This is a genomic window from Candidatus Obscuribacterales bacterium, from assembly GCA_036703605.1.
Taxonomy (GTDB): domain Bacteria; phylum Cyanobacteriota; class Cyanobacteriia; order RECH01; family RECH01; genus RECH01.
The window spans coordinates 1-15405 of record DATNRH010000372.1 but is presented as its reverse complement, the minus strand read 5'-3'; the positions used below and the strand labels follow the sequence as shown (position 1 = coordinate 15405).

General features: G+C 52.5%; 15 protein-coding genes. 6 read left to right on the top strand and 9 right to left on the bottom strand.

Annotated features, from left to right (window positions below):
• A partial coding sequence (locus V6D20_07840; GenBank protein ID HEY9815695.1) for a class I SAM-dependent methyltransferase occupies positions 1 to 1026 on the top strand: 1026 nt, incomplete at its 5' end.
• Between the two features lie 166 nt (positions 1027 to 1192).
• Here V6D20_07840 and V6D20_07835 read toward each other — a convergent pair.
• The 5 genes from V6D20_07835 to V6D20_07815 all read right to left on the bottom strand — a co-directional run bounded on the left by V6D20_07835 (position 1193) and on the right by V6D20_07815 (position 6736).
• Positions 1193 to 3025: a hypothetical protein gene (locus tag V6D20_07835; protein ID HEY9815694.1), complete on the bottom strand. Its 1833-nt coding sequence runs from the start codon at positions 3023 to 3025 to the stop codon at positions 1193 to 1195.
• Between the two features lie 148 nt (positions 3026 to 3173).
• Positions 3174 to 4010, bottom strand: a complete 837-nt coding sequence (locus V6D20_07830) for a carbohydrate ABC transporter permease (protein HEY9815693.1) — start codon at positions 4008 to 4010, stop codon at positions 3174 to 3176.
• 10 nt (positions 4011 to 4020) lie between these two features.
• Entirely contained in the window at positions 4021 to 5412 is a 1392-nt protein-coding gene (gene asnS, locus V6D20_07825; protein HEY9815692.1) for an asparagine--tRNA ligase, read from the bottom strand.
• Between the two features lie 312 nt (positions 5413 to 5724).
• Entirely contained in the window at positions 5725 to 6357 is a 633-nt protein-coding gene (locus V6D20_07820) for a GNAT family N-acetyltransferase (protein ID HEY9815691.1), read from the bottom strand.
• A 25-nt stretch (positions 6358 to 6382) separates the two neighbouring features.
• The gene (locus V6D20_07815) at positions 6383 to 6736 is read right to left on the bottom strand and encodes a hypothetical protein (protein HEY9815690.1); all 354 of its coding nucleotides are present in this window, start codon (positions 6734 to 6736) and stop codon (positions 6383 to 6385) included.
• Positions 6737 to 6906: 170 nt separating this feature from the next.
• On the opposite strand from V6D20_07815, the gene V6D20_07810 reads away from it, so the two are divergent.
• Positions 6907 to 7209: a DUF6439 family protein gene (locus V6D20_07810; GenBank protein HEY9815689.1), complete on the top strand. Its 303-nt coding sequence runs from the start codon at positions 6907 to 6909 to the stop codon at positions 7207 to 7209.
• On the opposite strand, the gene V6D20_07805 is transcribed toward V6D20_07810, so the two are convergent.
• Positions 7206 to 7484, bottom strand: a complete 279-nt coding sequence (locus V6D20_07805) for a hypothetical protein (protein ID HEY9815688.1) — start codon at positions 7482 to 7484, stop codon at positions 7206 to 7208. The genes V6D20_07810 and V6D20_07805 overlap by 4 nt on opposite strands.
• Before the next feature lie 268 nt (positions 7485 to 7752).
• On the bottom strand, positions 7753 to 9570 hold the full coding sequence (locus V6D20_07800) for a hypothetical protein (protein ID HEY9815687.1): 1818 nt from the start codon (positions 9568 to 9570) through the stop codon (positions 7753 to 7755).
• 284 nt (positions 9571 to 9854) lie between these two features.
• Here V6D20_07800 and V6D20_07795 point away from each other — a divergent pair, with 284 nt between their 5' ends.
• The 3 genes from V6D20_07795 to V6D20_07785 all read left to right on the top strand — a co-directional run bounded on the left by V6D20_07795 (position 9855) and on the right by V6D20_07785 (position 12676).
• Positions 9855 to 11381 carry a S8 family peptidase gene (locus V6D20_07795; GenBank protein HEY9815686.1) on the top strand — a complete coding sequence of 509 codons (1527 nt, stop codon included), beginning with the start codon at positions 9855 to 9857 and terminating at the stop codon, positions 11379 to 11381.
• Between the two features lie 263 nt (positions 11382 to 11644).
• Positions 11645 to 11968: a hypothetical protein gene (locus V6D20_07790; GenBank protein ID HEY9815685.1), complete on the top strand. Its 324-nt coding sequence runs from the start codon at positions 11645 to 11647 to the stop codon at positions 11966 to 11968.
• A 183-nt stretch (positions 11969 to 12151) separates the two neighbouring features.
• On the top strand, positions 12152 to 12676 hold the full coding sequence (locus V6D20_07785) for a hypothetical protein (protein HEY9815684.1): 525 nt from the start codon (positions 12152 to 12154) through the stop codon (positions 12674 to 12676).
• 64 nt (positions 12677 to 12740) lie between these two features.
• Here the strand turns inward: V6D20_07785 and V6D20_07780 are convergent, their stop codons facing one another.
• Entirely contained in the window at positions 12741 to 13439 is a 699-nt protein-coding gene (locus V6D20_07780; GenBank protein ID HEY9815683.1) for a Mo-dependent nitrogenase C-terminal domain-containing protein, read from the bottom strand.
• A 308-nt stretch (positions 13440 to 13747) separates the two neighbouring features.
• Complete coding sequence (locus V6D20_07775) at positions 13748 to 14833, bottom strand: glycosyltransferase family 1 protein (GenBank protein HEY9815682.1); 1086 nt, start codon at positions 14831 to 14833, stop codon at positions 13748 to 13750.
• 263 nt (positions 14834 to 15096) lie between these two features.
• On the opposite strand from V6D20_07775, the gene V6D20_07770 reads away from it, so the two are divergent.
• Positions 15097 to 15405 (top strand): DUF2267 domain-containing protein (locus tag V6D20_07770; protein HEY9815681.1); only part of this gene is annotated, 309 nt, incomplete at its 3' end.

Below are 15405 nucleotides of genomic sequence, written 5' to 3'. Positions count from 1 at the left end.
TCAGCATTAGAAAACAATGTTGCCATGCTGAAGAAAACGCATATACTGGCGTTTTCAATGCTGGCAGATACACTAAAAGAAGCCAATAAAACGCTGTCTCAGCCAGAATCTGATACTAAGCAGGTAAGACTTCAAAAACTGGTCGACACCATTCAGATTAATATTGATTCTTTAGTACTTTGGGATCAAACCAACCATCGTACCGTTGAGGCTCTGGAAAATGGTCGTATTCGTCCCAAAACGCTAAAGCCCCATGCCCGGTTTTCGGCTGAAAAGTATGATGAGTTTTACTCCAATCAGAGCAGCAAAATCTCCAAGCTAGCCAATAGGTCAGAAGAACCTTCTCAGCAACCCACCTCCAACGACATTAACCGTGATTTGTCGCGCAACATCAACCATGGCTTTCGAGTGTCCTACGGGGTCTATCTAGTCGAAGTTTTATTTGGCTTACTGGCGAAAAAGAACGGCGATCAGCCCATTCGCTGGTTAGATATTGGCTGTGGGATTGGGTCGATCATCAATACTGTGAACCCTCAGCGTTATGGCTGCCAAGCATGGGAGATTACAGGATGTGATATGCAAGAGGGAAAAATTGAGCTTGCTAACCATTACAAGCTTCCAGATCGTCAGTTTTTCCCGAAGGAAGCTTTTGCCCTGCTGTCTGAGATGTCTACGCAAAATACGCCCTATGACATCATCTCAATGTTTGAATTTCTCGAACATTTAAACGATCCATTAGACTTTTTAGAAAAATTAGCTAAGTTTCGATCAGAATTGATTCTGATTGCATCTCCTCTTGCTCAAGTCATCGGCAAACCATTTACAAAGCAGCCTGATCCTGTGCATCTATGGTCTTTCTCTCGGGAAGGTCTAGAAAAAATGCTAGATATTGCAGGACTGGAAGTGGTTTATTCAGCAGAAATACGAGTGGGGAGCTATGTTGGAGGGTTGGACTGGCTGACGGTTGTGTGTGGTGATAAAGCCCTATTTAAGGAAAAACGCACCGATTGGCAGAACTTCTCATAACCTGTTCTCATGACCTGAAAGAGACACTTCAGATGTTGTTCTGTGAAGGTTGCGCCCCTGTTCCAGTGATCAGGTCTAGCCTCTAGAAGACGAGTCTTGACTTGAAGGGATTCTAGACCTGCGATCGCTCTCTTCCGTTTACCAGCGAATTGCAGCGCGGTAGAACCTAGTCAGCTTCCATGCCATCGACCTCTCCGTAGAAGGCTCGGGCGGCTTCTCGATGGGTATTGAGATAAACTAGTACCTCTGGTAGATGATGGGTCAGCCATTGGATATCGCTACAGCCAGAGAACCCGTCATTGCCAAAGACTAAGACGGGCGTGGATGGAGCGCGTTGATGCTTTAAGGCTCCTCTTAACAAGGCCTTATCGGGCTCTGCTGTGATTAAAAACAGGTAATGGTCTGGCCATGATGTCAAAATGGCATTGACAAAGCCGGGATTCAGCTTGAGAAGTGGTTTGATGCTGATCCAAATAACGCGCTTGGACTGAATGAGTGGTAATGCATTCAGCAGATAGCATGACTCTGCACTCAGATCTTGGCTTCTAGGATCTTCGTCTTCTAAGCAGAGATGCTGCTCTAGTTCTGCCCTCAGCCCTGACTCTTGAAGATAATCTTGCAGCGACGGCGGACTATGGTTGAAAAGTTGCTGTAGGGTCTGGTATTCCTTAGGTATAAACTCTTGATCTAGACTAGGTTTAGCAATAAATGCAGATTTAGATAATACATCAGTGGGGGGAATGAGGGTGTCTTCTAGGTGGGCGGCGACTGCTTCTAGGGTACTGTAGTTAGGAGCATCGGAAATGACAATCCATACAGGTTTGCCAGGCTGAATGTCTAGCTGTCGTTTTGATTCGTGAAAGTCGATGGCAGAAAACGAGCAAAGCAGTTGACTGGGCAGCGGATGATTGAGTAGGGGCGATCGCTGCCGCTGCCGACGGTACCGCGTTGCTTGACTCATGAAGTCTACATAGTATTTATAGAGAGGCAATAGGCGACTCATTCTGCCTATTACAGTTGTTATCTGCTGCAATCCACTAAAGGCTAGCTGTAGGGCAAACAGATAGATCAGCAAGTTAGACCAGCGGTGTTGTCCATAGGTTTGGCTGAAGGCAAAAAATGTAAATACACTGATGAGGCAAACGGTGAAAAATAGCGTATTGATCAACCGCAGACGACTGGTGACTAGGTGGCGAGCATAGAACAAAAGTGATGCTTCTTGATACTCTGGTGACTCAAGAATCTGTTGGGTTTGAGCCATCTTTTGTTCATAGGATGCATGAGCTTCGATAACATTGTCCAAGGTCTGAGACACATTTTTTTGAGCAGGTCGATTGAGCTTAGAATAGTCATCTTGCCGCTGCATGACCCAGTGATTAGCTTGATAGAGCGGAATAAGGTAGATCAAGACTAGGGGAATGAGGAGGGCTGTCAGGCTGACACTGGTTGAAACTAAAAAGATGATCGCTAGGAGGAATTTTAGCGCGGGTAAAATTCCTCCTAATAAACCTTTAAGGGCGATCGCACTGGCGCGGCTGGTGCTTAACAAAAACTGCATGGCCTGGCTAGGTGGCCCGTCTAGCAGTTTTTGCCATCCTTGGTATGCCGGATCGCTAGCCACCTCAAATAAGCGATAGACGGCACGTTTTTGATAGGCAACGACTAAGCGAGCAATCAGCCAATCGGTTTGATACAAACACACCGAACTCATGATCCCTAGACATAAGAGAGAGACTGCTGAGATAGCCAGCATATAAGGTGTTTCGAGCTGAATATCGATACCCAATACGGTCAGCGATTGCCCCGATTCTAGGTAGCGCACATAGAGAATAAAGCCACCAAAGACTGATGCAGCACTGGTGACACCGATCCAATTCAGCAGCACCACTAAACCAATTCGCAGCTTAAAATATCGCCAGCAGTCCAAGACGAGCCAGCCTACTCGGAAAAAGTAGGTTGCAAGCAGTTTTCGTGTTAATGCAAATTTATTAATAGTCAAGGCAGTCTATTGCAATTGAGGAAGGACATACCAATGAGGTCTAAGAGAGCGAAAAGCAGATGGGTGTCTAGCCAGACCCTAGCCCTAGATGACCGGTTCCTGCTTCGGTGGTTGATCGGGATGGCATGACGGCTCTAGATTAGCCCCGCTAGCCCTTGACGCCACTGCCAGCATCTGTCGGCACAATGTAGCGCTGCATGATCACGAATAAGGCCAAAATTGGGGCGATGGAAATGACAGAACCGGCGGCGATCAAGCGCCAGTCGAGGGAGAAGGCACCGGCTAGCTTGGCAACGCCTAGGGGCAGGGTGTAGTATTCGGGGCGATCAAGGATAATCAGGGGCCAGAGGAAATCGCTCCAGGAGCCGATAAAGACGAAGATCGCCAGGGTCACAAGGGCCGGGCGCACGGCGGGCAGCATGATGTGCCACCAGATGCCCAGATCAGAGCAACCATCCACCCGAGCCGCTTCTTCCAGCTCCTTGGGGACACCCAGAAAGGCCTGCCGCAGCAGAAAAATGCCGAAGGCAGAGGCGATCGCTGGAAAGATTAGCCCCAGATAGGTGTTGCGTAGCCCAAGCTGCACGGTGAGGATATAGAGGGGAATCATCACGATCTGAAAGGGAATCAGAATGGTGGCCACGATCGCTGCGAAGGTGGCATCCCGTCCAGGAAAGTCGAGCCGCGCTAGGGGATAGGCGGCAAGGGAACAGAAGAGGAGGTTGAGGGTGACCGTCAGCACGGCGACGATGACGCTGTTTTTCAAATATTGCCCAAAGGGGTTACTGTTCCACACCGTCACGAAGTTTTGCAGGGTGAACTGTTGGGGAATGAACTGGGGCGGAAATTGGAAAATATCTTCCGTCGGTGACTTAAACGCGGTGCTGACAAGCCACAGCAGGGGCAGCAGCATGGCAAGGGCGATCGCTCCTAGGACGACGTAAGTCCAGGTATAGCGCCAGAAGGGTGGGTTGGAGGTGGCCATGGGCAAATCCCTAAAACTCAGCATTGAGAGGCGATCGCGGAAAGGGGATGACGTCGCGAATGTTGGCCATGCCGGTCATAAACTGCACCAGCCGTTCAAATCCGAGGCCAAAGCCCGCATGTTCTACGGTGCCATAGCGGCGCAGATCCCGATACCACCAAAGGTCTTCCAAGGGCATTCCCTGGGCTTGGATGCGTTGTTCTAGAACATCGAGCCGTTCTTCCCGCTGGGAGCCGCCGATAATTTCACCGATGCCCGGTGCTAAAACGTCCATGGCCCGCACGGTTTTGCCATCATCGCTGAGGCGCATGTAGAAGGCTTTGATCTCGACGGGATAGTCGGTGACGATCACCGGACGTTTGAACAACTCTTCGGCCAGGTAGCGCTCATGTTCCGACTGTAGGTCTAGTCCCCAGGAGACTGGATATTCGAAGGGGCGATCGCTTTTTTCTAGGAGGGCGATCGCCTCTGTGTAGGTGATCCGTTCAAACTGGCTGTTGATAATTGCATCCGCGTTGGACAGCACCGTATCGCTAATCCGTTGATTGAAGAACTCCATATCTTCAGGGCATTGGTCTAGCACCCGCTGGAATAGGTATTTGAGGAACTGCTCCGCCAGATCCATATTGCCATCCAGGTTGCAAAATGCCATCTCCGGCTCCACCATCCAAAATTCGGCGAGGTGGCGGGAGGTGTTGGAATTTTCGGCGCGGAAGGTGGGGCCAAAGGTGTAGACATTGCTAAACGCCATGGCCATGATCTCGGCTTCCAGTTGCCCGCTGACGGTGAGGTAGGCAGGGCGACCAAAGAAGTCTTGGCTATAGTCCACGTCGCCGCTTTTGGTTTTGGGAACGTTCTGCAGATCCAGATTGGTTACCGCAAACAGTTCCCCCGCTCCTTCACAGTCACTAGCGGTAATCAACGGTGTATGCACCCACATGAAGCCGCGCTCTTGGAAAAATTGGTGGATGGCGTTGGCGCAGGCGTTGCGCACCCGGAAGACGGCCCCGAGGGTGTTGGTGCGCGATCGCAGATGACCGATAGTGCGCAGAAATTCAAAGGAATGGCGCTTCTTTTGCAATGGATAGGTTTCCGGATCGGCACCGCCATGGACGGTGATGGTTTGCCCCTGCATTTCGATGCGCTGTCCCTTGCCCAAGGAGGCGACCAGTTGCCCGCTGACCTCCACCGCCGCGCCAGTATTAATCTGGGCAATGATGTCGGCATAGCTGGGCAGGTCTTTATTGAGCACCACCTGCAGCCCGGTGAGGGAGGAGCCGTCGTTGACGTCCACAAAGGTAAAGTCTTTGAGTTCACGCTTGGTGCGCACCCAGCCCCGAATAGTGACGGCATCATCGGGCTGGCCGGTTCGAAGGATTTCAACAATACGGCGAAGGGTCATGGCTGCGACAGGTATGGGTTCTACAGTCTTACTGTCCGGCGGTGAATTGCAAAAACCGGATCTGTAGTAACTAGCGTAAGGCTTTTTGAATCGTCCGGGGACGTTGGCTGCATCTCTGGGCGTGTGGGAAGCTGACCCATCGTTTCCCCTAATCCCCCAGCCCCTTCTTCCACAAGGGGAGAAGGGGAGCAAGAAAGGTGCAGGTGTTTTCAAAGCCCCTCTACCGACCTGGGAGAGGGGTTGGGGGTGAGGGTCTTCGAGTTTCGTCAACCAGCGCCTAGGCTGAGGGCAACTCCCATACAGGCGCTGTGGTCAGATGCCAGGCGATCGCTCCCGACTAGGCGAGGGCTGGTCGGTCGGTCGGTCGTCATAGGCACCGGGCCAGGGGCCGATAGGTTCTAGGGGTAGGGTTTCGGTGCAGTGGGTTTGCTGATACTGTTTGAAACCGCGAGCTTCATAGTTTTTCAGCGCATAGGGGCCATCAAGCGAACAGGTATGTACCCAAACGCGATCGCCCCCCATGTCCCAAGCTTTTTGAATGCCCGTGCTCAGCAAATGTTTGCCAATGCCTTGCCCGAGGAAAGGTTTGAGTAAGCCAAAATAGGCCAGTTCAACGCTGTTGCGCTGCTCCGCCTGGTGGTGCAGTTCTACATAGCCGGCAGGTGTGCCCCGCAGGTAGGCCACCCAGGTCTGCACCGAGGGCTGCTGGAGATAGGCTTGCCAGTGGGCATAGCTCCAGGTGAGGCGATCGCGCCAATGCCAATCACCGCCAACGCTGGCGTAGAGAAAGCGGCTGAGTTCAGGACAGGGCAGTTCGGCTTGGATGACGGTTAGCTCAGGGCGATCGCTCCAAGCGGGGCGAAACTCGTCAGGGCTGAGCAGTTCTAAATACCAAGTGGTGATGTCAACGCGATGAGATGCGGTGCGGTGAGATTCGGTGGCCATTGATGCTCCTGAGGGGTGGATGGAGCTAGCCAGCGATCGTCTTCAGCAGCCAGCCGATGACAATCCCGATGCCACCAAACCGCACGGCTTGCCAAAAGGGTTCGCTCAAACTGCTCCAGGTAAAGAGATCACTTTCTAGCGTCAGCTTCAGGTCGTCAAGCTGCTGAGCGATATGGCTGAGTTCATCTTTGAGATCTGGGGTGCGATCGCCCTTGGGAATGCGGCGGATATCATCGATCCGGTTGCGCAGTTCGTCCCGGCGCTGGCGATCGCGCTGCACCTGGGCATAGCGATCTTTGAGCTTGTGCAGGGCAGTCTCGACCTCAGCGAGGGATTCATCAAAGGATGGTGCCGACGAGGGCTCTGGAGAAGATGGCATCTGAAAACCCTATACCCCTAGACGAAGAACCTGCAAACGCATAGCCGCAATCCTATCAAAATCCTTCACCGTCCTCCAACCCTATGGCCTAGCGATTGCTTGGAGAGGATGTCACACTTAGAGAAGTTGCTGACCTCTATCCGGATCCAGTTGGGTCTGACGATTGCACCATGGTACATCCATCCCAACCCCTGATTGCTGAAACGCTAAAAACAGCCAAAAGTGAAGCTCTGGCAGACTGGTCTACCCTCGAATTGGCCCAAGCCCTAGCAGAACGGTTGGCGATCGCGCCCCATGACTGGCATCGTCTCAAGGGACATCGTCCTTCCCGTGCTAAGGCAGAACTGGCTAGCGCGATGGTTTACCTGCTAAGCGATCGCCCCGACGAGGCCCTAGCTCACCTGCAGCAGGCCAGCGGCTGGCTGGATCGATCCATTTCCGCGCCACCCTGTCCTAGCCACGGCAACCATTAAGCTTCTTCTTGCTGACCGTCTTCCTCGGATTGTTGCTGGGCAAACCAACCCGCCTTCAGGCTCATATCCACCTGCGTCATCGAGGGGCTTGGTTGGTTTGCGACGCTGCTGCTGTGGGATAGATTAGCGGCTTGGTGGCAGAGCAACGTCAAGGCGCAGGAGCAGACGGCCAATAAACAAAGATCCAAGTTACGGTGCGAGATCACCTGGGGAGTGGCGATCGCTGCGGCGCGCACCATCGGCAGATTGGGCTGAGAATCGTAAGGTTTTAGCACAGTTGATGAGGGGTGAATCAGTGAACAGTGGGTGGATGTCGGGGGGCTGACGTCCCGAGGGATCGGGATTCCCAACCATCCGGGGCAATGTCCTGGTGTCGTCTAGATAGGCTTGGTGCCTTTAGAATCGGTGTGTCTAGAACCATGCAGGTCTAGGTCGATCCGCTTGATCCCAGACTCTGGATACCCGATCCTCAAGCCCAGATTATCTATCTCTAGAGTTAGGATGCCCAGGTTAGATTTCCATCCTGACATGCCACCGCCAAGTCTACCTTGACTTGTGGATCGACGGGTCAGTTCCATGTGCCACCGCCCCATCTGGCTCCAAGCTATACCAGCAGGGCAGGAAGTAGGAGGCGATCGCATCATCCACGTCCCAGAATTCAGCGTAGCAATCACTAGAACAGTACAATGCTACAAAAATCATCAGCACGTCTTGAAACGGTAGAGTGCTGGTGCGGGCTAGGTCATGGGTGTAGAGCTGGTTAATCGCATTTTGCAGATACAGCAGATTGCTGACCACCTGGGTGAACATCCCCGTCTCGCCGGTGAGGGTGGGTAAATAGTGGCGGTTATATTCATCTAGAAAAATGTGGTAGAGACGGGCGATCGCCACCTTGAGGCTCGTCTGCTGCTCTAAGGTCAGGGGACAATCCGCCGACCAATCTGCCCACAGCTCCGTTTCCAAGGGCGATGCTTCCAGCGCCGACAGATGGATAGACAGCAGGGGCTGCAACACCCGTAAGAACAAAAAGTCGATGTCGGCTAATCCTAAGTCCAGCTTGGTGGGCAGGGTTTTGAACACCGAGGAACTGGGCAGGCGATCGCTGAAGTGGGGATGATCCCAAATGAACTTAAATTCCGCCACATCGGCAACCATTTCCCCCAGCAGATGGGTAAACACCAGACCCAGCCGCTGCTGCACTTCTCCGTGGAAAAACAGACGGGCCCGAGTTTCATCCAGGATCACCTCATGGTCGTCCAGGCGAAAAAGCTCCCGACAGGTGATCGGCCCTTCGGGGGTGTAGGCGGTTTCCCCCGCCCGCAGCGGCTCGTCACAGTCCGCCAAGATGCTGTAGTCGCTTTCAAACTGGGTGAGCAACGATTGCCAATAATGGCCCCAAATGTCATGCACCAGAAATGCTTCAGCCTTTTGGGTGGGAATGATACTAATGGAGCGCAACAGGCATTGGATCAGGCGACTGGTGGGGATGTTGAGGGTAGCGGCTAGGCGATCGCACCAAGGGTGATCCAGATTCTCGGGATTACAGGCTCCGAAAATGGGGAAGCGGTTGAACCGTTCGAAGCTAAAGGGGCTAATCCTGGTGAGAAATTGGGCGATCGCCGCTTGCTGATCGGTGGGCAGAGAGGCCCAAAGCGTCTCATCGCTCAGCCGCTGGTCACCATAATCCACGCAGAAATAAATCTGGGACGGTGTGTATAAACAATGGAGGGCACCCATCGGCAGGGGCACGGCACCAAACAGATGCTGGAAAAGCTTCAGGGTCGCAGCCCCAGGCGGTTGCGATGCGTTGGCTAATCCTACGCTGTCGAGGACGGCCGCCATGATGTGCTGTTGTTCGGCAACCTGGTGATCCACCGTAGCCACAACCTCCTGCAACTCTGCTGCCATGGCGGTGGGGAGCTGAAAGTGGTTTACCCAACGGGCGATCGCTGCCTCGCCTTGCCAGTCTGCCGGTATGGGGGTGGGTTGATAATGCTGCAGGGTGAACGAGCCCATTGTGCCGCGCCAATGTTGACCACCCAGGTGGTGATAGCGGGATACCAGCACCAGCGATCGTACAAAGGCCTGCCGCACGGCCAGGGGAATGGTGTCCATGGGGAGGCGATCGCCCTGGATGGGATGGGCGTAGGCTTGGAGCTGGGTTTGCAGCGATCGCAACCGCTCCTGACGGCGTTGAGTGGCGGCATCGGAATCGCTAGCTGCTTGCAGGAGCGTGCGGGAGATTTGGAGAGCTTCTGACAAGAGTTGTCGGCAATCCTCCGGAGGCATAGGCGCAGGCATAATCGTTACCTTATAGGAATAGTTACCTGTAAACCATGACGAGACACTGACTGAAACCATGGCTCTTGGCGTTCAGGAACAATCTCCTCATCTTCCCAACACTACAAAAAACTGCCCCGCCTTTCTGGAATCCTCCGTCATTTCCATGAATGTGTAATTAATTACATTCTCCGACGATTGCCGACTGCCATACCTCAGCGCCCCTGATGAGATGCTGTCGAGTTAAATTCCTATGCCGTATCATCCTGAATTTCATCATGTCATCATCGCCTTCTAGGTTTCAGTATTCTTCTTTTTCCTATCGGCCGAACAGCTCTTCACTTCAGTCTTCTGAGTTGCAGCCGGTGGATGCAAAAACCTTCCAAAATCCTATGCAGCGGATGCTCGGGCGTGCTGGTGTTGAAGCCTCTGCTCGTGGACTTGCTCCAGCCGTTTGGTCTCGCATTCTGTCATCTCGCAGTCGCTCCTCTAATCGCCTTTCCAGCCTTAGCCGGACAGCACTCCAACCAGATGATACGCTCAGAGGCACCCTTAGTTTCACGGATGCCCTCAACCCTCAACGACGCAATCGCTACGCTGATGACTATGTGCTATCAGGCCTCAATGAGGGCGATCGCATCCGCATTACGCTCACCTCCAACCGCTTCGATCCATTCCTGCAGGTGATTGATGCCACCAACGGCAAAGTACTTCAGCAGAATGATGACATTAGTCAAACGAACACCAACTCCCGCATTAATCTGGTGGCTGAAGCTGGGGTCGAGTATCGCATTCGAGTGACCAGCTATGCTTCGTTTGAAACCGGAGCCTACAACCTTGCTACCCGCGCTCTGTCGCTTGCCCCCTCCAATCCGTCTAATCCGTCTAACCCCGGCACCATCAACAACTTCAACTTTTCCTATGGCTATGGGCTAGTTGACGCTGCTGCTGCTGTCGCCTCAGCGGCGGGTCGAGCTCCCTTTACCAGTGTTCCACCTTTGGGTGGCAGTGCTTGGGGGCTAGATATGCTTAACGCTCCGGCTGCTTGGAACCAAGGTCATACCGGTCAAGATATCGTTGTTGCGGTGTTAGATACCGGCGTGGATTACAACCATGTGGATCTGCGGGGCAATATCTGGCAAAATCCTGGCGAAATTGCCGGAAACGGCATCGATGATGATGGCAATGGTTACGTGGATGATGTGCGGGGCTGGAAGTTTGTCGATAGCGACAGCAACAACCCGATGGATTTTGAAGGGCATGGCACCCATGTCGCCGGAATTATTGCTGGTTTGAACAATGGTGTGGGGGTTACGGGTGTGGCCCACAATGCCAAAATCATGCCCGTGAAAGTGATTGATGGTCGGGATGATGGCTCCTATCTTCTGTTTGACCGCAACGTAGCTGATGGTATCCGCTATGCGGTCGATAACGGTGCTCATGTTGTGAACCTTAGCCTAGGCAACTATATCGGTGATCCAGACATGACCCGCACTCGCGCAGCCCTGTCCTATGCCCGCGATGCGGGTGTGGTTGTGGTAATGGCATCGGGGAATGAACGCCAAGAGGGGGCACGCCGACCGATTCAGCCCGCCTATTATGCCTTGGATGATCTAGGGATTGCGGTGGGTGCGGTGAACTCGTCTCGGCGGGTTGCCAACTTCTCCAATCCAGCCGGTAACGTGCCCCTAGATTTTGTAGTCGCTCCAGGGGTCAACATTCGTTCAACTGTGCTCCGCAATCGCTATGAAAGCTACAGCGGTACATCGATGGCATCGCCATTTGTGGCTGGGGTAGCTGCGTTGATGATGGGTGCAAATCCCAACCTATCGCCGGCACAGGTGGAGGAAATTCTCAAGGCTACCGCAGTAATTCAAGGTGTGCAGGCCTAGTCTTAAGAGGCATACCTCGTTCCAGGATTAATAATACCCAGTGCTAGTAGGGTGGGCATTGCCCGCCCTACTTTAATTGTGACATTTACTTAAAGCATGGGCGAGCCTCCGTTGAGGCTATTCGTAGTCGATAGCCGCTTTTAGAATCTACCCCTCCTTTACAAAGGCTTTAAGGTCTAACATTAGAAAATGTTGACTATGTTAGCACTAAGGTGTTAAGGTATTTTTGTAAATCAACCTTCCTGTGATAGGAAAAAAGCAACATGAACACAAAAGACCCCTTATGGCTAGTTGACTACGTTGAAATTGACCCTCTTATTAAGACATATAATTCAGACAAAACAGCTAGAATGCTGTTCGACATGACTGCTAAGCGAGAAAGATTTCGTAAAAGAATTTCTCTAAAGAGTATTCGTGACTCTCTATTTCAAACTTATAGATGTAATGCTAACGTTAATGAGGTTAAGCAGTGGTTTAAGAAGTTACAAGACTGTGACTGTGGTGTTTGGAACGATAAGGAAGAAGCCTTTGAAATCAAGTATCCGCTGCATGAGGTTTGTCAATTGGTAGTAGAGCTCACACTTTAAAGCTGTTAAAGTTTAGTTGATATTGATTTTAGTGCATTAAAGTTTAATAGATGCTGTGGTGGGCAGGAGGCTTGCCCTATGCCCACCACAGTCACTTTTATCTGTCACCGATTTGTGGCAATGTTTTTAGAACCAAGTATTTCATGAAAAAAAGAGTCCAAAATCATTCCGCGAACGGAAATCATGGCTATCAATGACTTAAGACCTCTAGAAAGATTAAGAAGGCTCTATTCTTCTGGAGTTGTAGCTGCTGCCGTAATCTATTTTCTGCGAAACAGAGATGCTACTGGTTGTGAGGTGAATGTAGATGACTTACAAGAGAAATTGCAACAAGAGAATAGCGAGATTTCTAGGCAAGAAGTGATTGATGTGTTGAAAAAGCTTCAGGAACTAGGGCTTGGCAGATTTTGGACTGGTCGTCGAGGGAAGCCGTCACGTTTTCAGCCCTATGGTAGCTTCTCAAGTCTGGGCAGCATTGTTTTGGATGAATCTTCAAATAACTCTGTAGAAGATGAAATATCTATCTCTTCTTCTCTTGATATCAGAACTCAAGAGAGCGGCAATGAGGTGGGATGTAACCACATAAGCCACTCCTATGTATTGCGCCCAGATTACAAAGTAGAGTTTGAGTTGCCCTCTGATTTGAATACTATTGAGGCTGAGCGGCTGGCAGCTTACATTAAGACTCTTCCTTTTGATAAGGTATAGCATCCTACAAGCAGCCCCCGTCCTTCAGAAGAAGCCGGGGGCTAGCGATCGTGGCCCTGGGGTGTTAGATAAAGGGCGAAATATCTTCACCACAGTCATCGGCTAAAAAGGACAGAGCCCGAAATCGTAGTCCCACCAACTGCTCATAGAGTGGATTGAGCTTGCAGAGGGGTGGAATGTGGACAACCTTGCGGCCAAAGACTTTGACATCCCGCTCAAAGGGACATTGGGGCGGAATCATTTTGCAGAGAAATCGCGCCACACTAGGGTCATGAATATCGAGCTGATCGAGCCAATCTTGGACAGGGCGCAGGGGTTTTAGACCTGGCTTGATGGGGGGGGGAGTTAGAGACGTAGCGGCTCCAGCCTCAACGGATGTGAAGGTAGGGGCTGGGGCTTCTAGGGTAAGGCGTAGCGATTTCAACATATCGTCTGATAAACCCAACTCGTGACAAAATTCGTGAAGGAGGGCATCTTCGGGGGGCGAGTAGACCCCATCGGCGATCGCCACCATCACGGCGGTCCTCAGGAAATTTTCAGCAAGGTTCTTGTCGGCACCGAGAGTGTTTGCCAGATCTACCGCAGAGATAGGTTCGAGGGTGGTGAGATTAGCATCAGGGGCTATCTCATCTTGGGTGAGGCTGGCAATCATGTCTTTTTCGTGTTCATCAAAGTCGCCATCGGCCCAAGCTACGCTGAGTAGACCTCGTAACCAAACCGTGACTTGTTCACGACTGAAGGACGCTTGAACTGCGCTCGTCATATCGTTCCTCTCTTGCGTCTAGGAATTGGATTTCGCTTCGATTCTAACGTTGATACAAAACTCGCTGACTGAAACAACAGCTTTCCATCAACTTCTCGGCGATCGCTCCCTGGATCTAGCAATTAGAGACTGACTTTATCGATCCGTGGTGGCTGAAACTGTGTTCCAGACTACGAATGCTGTGCCAGTGCTAGTGTGCCAGTTACGTTCTTAACCTAGCTTCACTGTCAGATCCATCGCCTCCGGGAAACTATGGGCATTTCTTGATCAGGATCGGCATGGAACGGTAGTTATACGGCCCGCCAACCTTAGGTTAAATGGTCTAAACAGTCGCGCAGAATGGCTTGGGTAGCTGCACCGGTTTTTTCCCAGCTAAAGAGCTGGGCCCGGGCCAGACCGGCCTGGCGCAACTGCGATCGCGTTTGGTCATCGCTCACCATGGTCTGCATGGCCTGAGCGATCGCTCTTGTATCGTAGGGATCCACCAGCAGCGCTGCATCGCCGGCCACCTCGGGCAGGGACGACAGGTTGGAGGTAATCACCGGTGTTCCGCAGGCCATAGCTTCTAGGACGGGTAAACCAAACCCCTCCCAGAGGCTGGGAAAAACCAGGGCGATCGCTTGGTTCAGCAAAATTGGCAAGTGATCGTAGGGCACATAGTCGAGCCAGCGCAGGCGATCGCCCACCCCAAGCTCGTCGGCCTGTTGCTGCAGGGCCGGCTGGTAGCGGTCATCCGGACTACCGGCAATCCATAGCTCACAGGCAAGCGATCGCGGCATTGCGCCCAAAGCCGCCACTACTCGCCCTAGATTTTTGTAGGGGTCATAGCGGCCGATGTAGAGGAAATAGGGCTGGGTTGGTAGGTCTAGGAAGCGGAAATGATCGGTATCGCAGGCCAGGGGAATGGGGGTGAGGCGCTGGGCGGGGATCGAGAAGCGATCGCAGACATCCCGAGCGGTGGTGTGGGAGTTGCACACAATATGCTGGGCCTGGCGCAGCACGGCGGGCACGTAGTGGCGAAAGTAGGGCGTGAGCGGCGACCAGCGTTTGGGAAATCGTAGGGGAATCAGGTCGTGTACCGTAACCACATAGCGACATTGGGCGAACAAAGGCGCTTCAGGTACCGGCGTGAACAGGAGGGGGGCATGGCTTTGGCGATAGATGTCCAAGAGGCGGGTTTGAGTCCAGACCAAGCGGCGGGCATGACCTCGGGAGCCTTGGTCGGGGGTCATGGTGGGCGGCACTTGGGGATGGGCATCATGGGGAGCGATCGCTTCCGGAGTCAGCACCATGGGCTGCAGGTCGCTCAAGTGGGGTACGACGTTGCGGGTGTAGATGCTAAGTCCCGTGGGACGCTTGGATACAAAGGAGGCATTAACAACGATCTGAGACATCTGAATAATTCCGACTCCAACTCCATCATGGGGACTAGGCAGGTAGGTTGATGTTGAATCTTCAAGTATCCGGCAATCTCTATCTATAGGGCCTGGAGAATTCCTAGATCTTGTGTCAAGATGTAAACAATTGTGAACTTTATTGAAGTTAGGGCTGCTTGTCCTTGACATTGAGTTCGCAACAGTCTGTCCGGTTTCTCTGGGCAGAGTGGGTAACAGACGCATTGCGCTGCGACCACCTATGTTGTAATCGAGGAACCCCCATGAACACGAACATTGCACCCAACACCACACCGTCCGGGTTGCCCCCGAGTGTACAGGGAATTGAGTTTTTGGAGAACGTGCAGCGGCGCGCCCGCCTAGAGGATCTCTATGATGCCCGAGATATATCTGAGGTGGTCTTCCGCACCCTGCGCGATATGATGCCCAACGAGGTGGTCGATCGCGTCACTGAAGAACTGCAGACCATCACGCCCGCAACCATGGGTGAGTCTGGAGTGGCGATCGCTGACCTCTGGCAAGATACCAACCTGCTGGTGCGTTGGCTGAGCCGCGTGCGTGCTCCCCTAGAC